The organism is Desulfocurvus sp., assembly GCF_023230885.1.
Classification (GTDB): Bacteria; Desulfobacterota; Desulfovibrionia; order Desulfovibrionales; family Desulfovibrionaceae; genus Desulfocurvus.
In genome coordinates this window covers 1-4,672 of record NZ_JALNWM010000237.1, presented here as the reverse complement: position 1 = coordinate 4,672, position 4,672 = coordinate 1, and the positions used below count along the sequence as shown (strand labels likewise).

Here is a 4,672-nt window from a genome sequence, read left to right as displayed (position 1 = left end):
CTGTGGGGCGGAATTTTGAGAGCGCGGGGCTGGCCGTGGGGCAGGGGCCCCGCGAGCGGGGGGCGGCCTGCGGTCGGGGCCCTCTGCCCTGGCCGTCTACGCTGGCCGTCTGCGGGGCGGGGCCCTGGGCGCGGCCTGCCCGGGGGGCGGCGGTGCCGCCCCTGGGTCACGCTGGCGCAGGGCGCCCCGGTCGGGCATCCGGGCGTGGTGTTTTTTGTTTCGTGTTTCCAGCTGGTTTCCCGAAGGCCGGTTTCGGGCCGGAGGGCGGGGCACGGGGTTCCCCGTCCCCGCCGGGCAGCAACTTCAACCGCAAGCGAGGTCGTGGTCATGGGTTTGTCGTTCAGCCGCCGGGTGGGGCGGATTCGCATTTCGGAAACCAAGCTGATGCCGATGATCGCCGCCGAGGTCGGCGGGTGCGTGTCCCTGGGGCAGGGGGTGCCGTCGTTCCCCACGCCGGAGCATGTGGTGGACGCGGTGTGCCGGGCGCTGCGCGAGGACCACTCGGCGGGCAAGTATTCGCTCCAGCCGGGCATGCCCGCCCTGCGCGAGGCGGTGGCCGGACTGCTCGAACGCGAGAAGGGCTTGCGCGTGGACCCGCGCGCCGAGGTGGTCATCACCGTGGGGGCTATGGAGGCGCTCCTGTGCGCGGTGCTTGCGCTGGTGGAGGAGGGCGACGAGGTGCTCATGCCTTCGCCCGCGTACGCCTCGCATGTGGAGCAGGTGCTCCTGGCGGGCGGGGTGCCCGTGCCCGTGCCCGTGGGGCCGGGCTGGGGGCTCGACGCGGCGGCCCTGGAGGCGGCGGTGACGCCGCGTACGCGGGCCATCGTGTTCAGCAATCCGTGCAACCCCACGGGGGCCGTGTTCGGCGAGCGGGAACTGCGCGAGCTGGCCCGGGTGGCCGAGCGGCATGATTTATATGTAATAACGGATGAAACGTATGATTCTTTGGTGTACGATGGGCCCACGGCCCCGAGCGTGGCGGCGCTGCCCGGGCTGGCCGGGCGTTGCGTGCTGGTGAACAGCTTCTCCAAGCGCTTCGCCCTGACGGGCTGGCGGGTGGGCTACGCCTGGGCGGGTGCGCCGATCATGGACCAGATGCTCAAGGTCCACGACTGCACGGCCATTTGCGCGCCCACGGTGGCGCAGCATGCGGCCCTGGCGGCCCTGGACGGGCCGCAGGACGTGTTCGCGGCCATGCGCGAGGCCCTGGCCGAGCGCCGCGAGCTGGCCTGCAAAAGGCTGGACGCCCTGGCGGGGGCGCTGGACTATGTGCGTCCGGCCGGGGCGTTCTACATCATGGCCCGCACGCTGTTCACGCCGGAGCCGTCGCGGCGGGTGGCCGAGCGGCTGATCCGCGAGGCGCGGGTGATCACCATCCCGGGCTCGACCTTCGGGGCGGCGGGCGAGGGGCACCTGCGGCTGTCCTACGGGGCGGCGCCGGAGGAACTGGAAGAGGCCTTTGACCGGCTGGCGCGCTGGGTGTCGGCCTAGGCGGGCCGGGCCGCAAGAACGGCGGGGCGCAAGGAGGCTGCCGTGCTCAGAATCCTGGTGGTGGACGACAGCGATTCGCTGCGTTTCCTGCTCAAGGCGTTCTTCAAGGACGTGGGCGTGTGCGACGAGGCGCCCGACGGCGCCCGCGCCGTGGAGCTGGTCCGGGAGAGCCTGGGCGGGGTGGGCTACGACGTGGTGTTCATGGATATCATGATGCCCGGGATGGACGGGCTGGAGGCCACGCGGCGCATCCGCGACCTGCTCGACGAGGAGAACGTGGGCTACGAGGCGCGGCCAAGGATCGTCATGCTCACCTGCGTGAGCGATTCGCGGTATATGCTCGAGGCGCAGTACGAGTGCGGGGCCGACGCCTATGTGACCAAGCCCTTCGGGCGGGACCTGCTTTTCGAGGTGCTGGCCAACATGGGGCTCGTGGCGAGCCCCCTGGATGGGGAGGCGTGATGCGCCAGCTGCTGGAAAGGCATCCCGGGGTCGAGCTGCGCCAGCTCGGGGTGAGCGAGGCGGTGGTCTCGCTGCGGCCCCTGGCCGTGTCCACGGTGCTGGGGTCCTGCGTGGCGGTGACGTTCCACTGCCCGCTCACGGGCTGGGGGGCCATCTTCCATGCGCTGATGCCCGACTGCTCCGCGCAGAACACGGCGTGCCGCAACTACAAGTTCGTGGACGATTCCATCCGCCGCCTGGCGCGGGCGCTGCTGTTGCAGGGCGTGCGCCGCACGGACCTGGAGTGCAAGGTTTTCGGCGGCGCCAACGCCATGTTCGCCGAGCACTTCGGGGTCGGGCGGCACAACGTGCGCACGGCTTTCGAGACCCTGGAGCGGGAGCGGCTGCGGGTGGTCGCCTCGGACGTGGGCGGCGACAGGGGCCGCAAGCTGCTGTTCCTCACGCACACGGGCGAGGTCTTCGTCAAGCGTCTGGGTCAGCAGGAGCCTTAGGGCCGGCGGGGCGGCCCAGGCCCTTCAGCACGCTTTCCAGCTCCTCCAGCGTCACGGGCTTGGGCACATAGGCGTACATGCCCGCGCCCAGGAAGCGGTCGCGGTCGCCTTCCATGGCGTGGGCGGTCATGGCCACCACGGGCAGCCCGGGCTGCAGTTCGTGGATGCGCGCCGTGGCTTCCAATCCGTCCATCTCGGGCATCTGGATGTCCATGAGCACGCAGTCGAAGTCGCGTTCGCGCACGGCCTGCACGGCTTCGATGCCTGTGCGCGCCGTGTGTACCGTGTGTCCCCGTTTTTCGAGCATCATCCTGGCGGCCATGAGGTTCACGGTTTCGTCTTCGGCCAGCAGCAGGGCCAGGGGCCGCGGGAGCGAGGCCCGGCCCGGCGCGTCCTGCGCGGCGGAGCGCCCGTCGGGGAAGCCGAAGGGCAGGCAGAAATGCACCTCGGTGCCCTCGCCCGGTGCGCTGGAGATGGACAGGCTGCCGCCCAGCAGGAGCACCAGCCGCTTGACGATGCCAAGCCCCAGGCCGGTGCCCTTGTAGCGGCGGGTGTAGGCGCTGTCGACCTGGGTGAAGGCTTCGAAGATGTCGGCCAGGTGCGGCTCGGGAATGCCGATGCCGGTGTCGCGAACGGTGAACAGCACCCGGGGCCGCCCGTGGACCGGCGGCATGGCCGCGATCTCCAGGGCCACCTCGCCCGAGGGGCAGAATTTCACGGCGTTGCCGATCACGTTGAACAGGATCTGGCGCAGCCGGGCCTCGTCGCCCACGAGCACGGCGGGGGTTCCGGGGTGGGGGCGGACGGTCAGGCCGATGCCCTTGTCCTTGGCCTCGGGGCGGAAGTTGTCCATGACCAGGGCCACCGAGCGCATGAGGCTGAAGGGTTCGCTGGCCACGTCCAGGAACCCGGCGTCCAGCCGGGTGAAGTCGAGCACGTCGTTGATGACCGTGAGCAGGCTGCGCCCGGTGGCCAGGGCGGTTTCCAGGTAGTCGCGCTGCTCCTCGTCCAGCTCCGTGGTCAGGGCCAGCTGGAGCATGCCGAAGATGCCGTTCAGGGGGGTTCGCAGTTCGTGGCTCATGTTGGCCAGGAACGCGCCCTTGGAGAGCGCGGCGCGTTCGGCCTCCTCCTTGGCGCGCAGCAGGGCCTGCTCGGCGGCGCGCGCCTCGGTCACGTCGCGGGTGGCGCCCTGCAGGCGGACCACGGCGCCGCCCGGCCCCAGGGCGGGCTGGCCCACGGCGTGGATCAGCCGGGTCTGGCCGTCCATGCGCACGACGCGGAACTCGTGGTCCAGGGCGGTCTTGTCCCGGACGGCGCGCTCCAGGTTGCGGCGGACGGCCTCGCGGTCCTCGGGGTGGACGATGGTGCGCAGGAAGGTTTCGATATCCGGCGGCGGGCATGCGGGGTCCAGGCCGTAGGTGGCGTACTCCGATTCGGTCCAGGACAGGGCCCCGGTGGCCAGGTCCGCTTCCCAGCCGCCCATGCCGCCCAGGCGCAGGGTCTCCTCCAGCATGCTCCGGCTGTGGCGCAGGGCCGCGCCGGCCTGGCACTGGGCGGTGATGTCGCGCCCGGAGCCCACGGTACCGATGAGCTCCCCCCGGCTGTCGAACAGCGGCGACTTGAGCACCTCCAGGCACAGGCGGGCGCCGTTGACCAGCCCCTCTTCCACGAAGCGCACGGGCTCGCGCGAGGCCAGCACGGCCCGGTCGCTTTCCGCGCAGCGCCCGCCGAAGGAGTGCTCGTGGCCCAGGGCCCGGTTTCGGGCGTTGAAGAACTCGCCGGTGCGGCCGAGAACCTCCTCGCCGCCGCAGCACAGCAGCTTTTCGCGCACGGCCCTGTTGGCGAACAGAAAGCGCCCTTCGAGATCCTTGGCCCAGAGCATGTCGCCCATGTTGTCTGCCATGGCGTCCACCAGCCGACGGAAGTCCGTCAGGGCGGTCTGGGCCTGGACGCGGGCGGAGATGTCCTGGAACATGACCATGTGGTGGCCCTGGTCGTCCACGGCGCGGACGTGGGATTCCACGGGCAGGGGCGGGGCGTCCTTGCGGTTGTACTCGCGCAAAAAGCGCAGGGGACGGCCCGTCTGGCGGGCCATGCGCGCCGCCTCTTCCGAGGGCGGGTCGTCGGCGCTGGTCGGGCGGAGGATGTCGCGGGCGTGACGGCCCCGCAGCTCATCGCGGCTGTAGCCCAGCATCTCGCAGGCCAGGGGGTTGGTGTCGCGCACGGTG

Annotated in this window: 4 protein-coding genes; 3 read left to right on the top strand and 1 reads right to left on the bottom strand. The window is 71.2% G+C overall.

Going from position 1 to position 4,672, the window contains the following annotated elements; all coding sequences use genetic code 11:
- Window positions 1–384 precede the first annotated feature (384 nt).
- Genes M0P34_RS13825 through M0P34_RS13815 form a run of 3 tightly spaced genes read left to right on the top strand, consistent with a single transcriptional unit; the run spans window position 385 to window position 2,444 of the window.
- Window positions 385–1,491 (top strand): pyridoxal phosphate-dependent aminotransferase, encoded by a 1,107-nt coding sequence (locus M0P34_RS13825; protein WP_291500149.1) that lies wholly within the window; start codon window positions 385–387, stop codon window positions 1,489–1,491.
- Window positions 1,492–1,533: 42 nt separating this feature from the next.
- Window positions 1,534–1,953, top strand: a complete 420-nt coding sequence (locus M0P34_RS13820) for a response regulator (protein WP_291500147.1) — start codon at window positions 1,534–1,536, stop codon at window positions 1,951–1,953.
- A complete protein-coding gene (locus M0P34_RS13815) occupies window positions 1,953–2,444 on the top strand; it encodes a chemotaxis protein CheD (RefSeq protein WP_291500146.1) in 492 nt (163 codons plus the stop codon). Before M0P34_RS13820 ends, M0P34_RS13815 begins: the two co-directional genes overlap by 1 nt.
- On the opposite strand, the gene M0P34_RS13810 is transcribed toward M0P34_RS13815, so the two are convergent.
- Window positions 2,416–4,672, bottom strand: a 2,257-nt coding sequence (locus tag M0P34_RS13810; protein WP_291500144.1) for a PAS domain-containing protein, incomplete at its 5' end; no start/stop codon positions are given. The two genes, M0P34_RS13815 and M0P34_RS13810, sit on opposite strands and share 29 nt — an antisense overlap.

Bases quoted from the DNA above. Each gene is read 5' to 3' on its own strand.
- M0P34_RS13825 (WP_291500149.1), top strand. From the start codon at position 385: ATGCCGATGATCGCCGCCGAGGTCGGCGGGTGCGTGTCCCTGGGGCAG.
- M0P34_RS13815 (WP_291500146.1), top strand. From the start codon at position 1,953: ATGCGCCAGCTGCTGGAAAGGCATCCCGGGGTCGAGCTGCGCCAGCTC.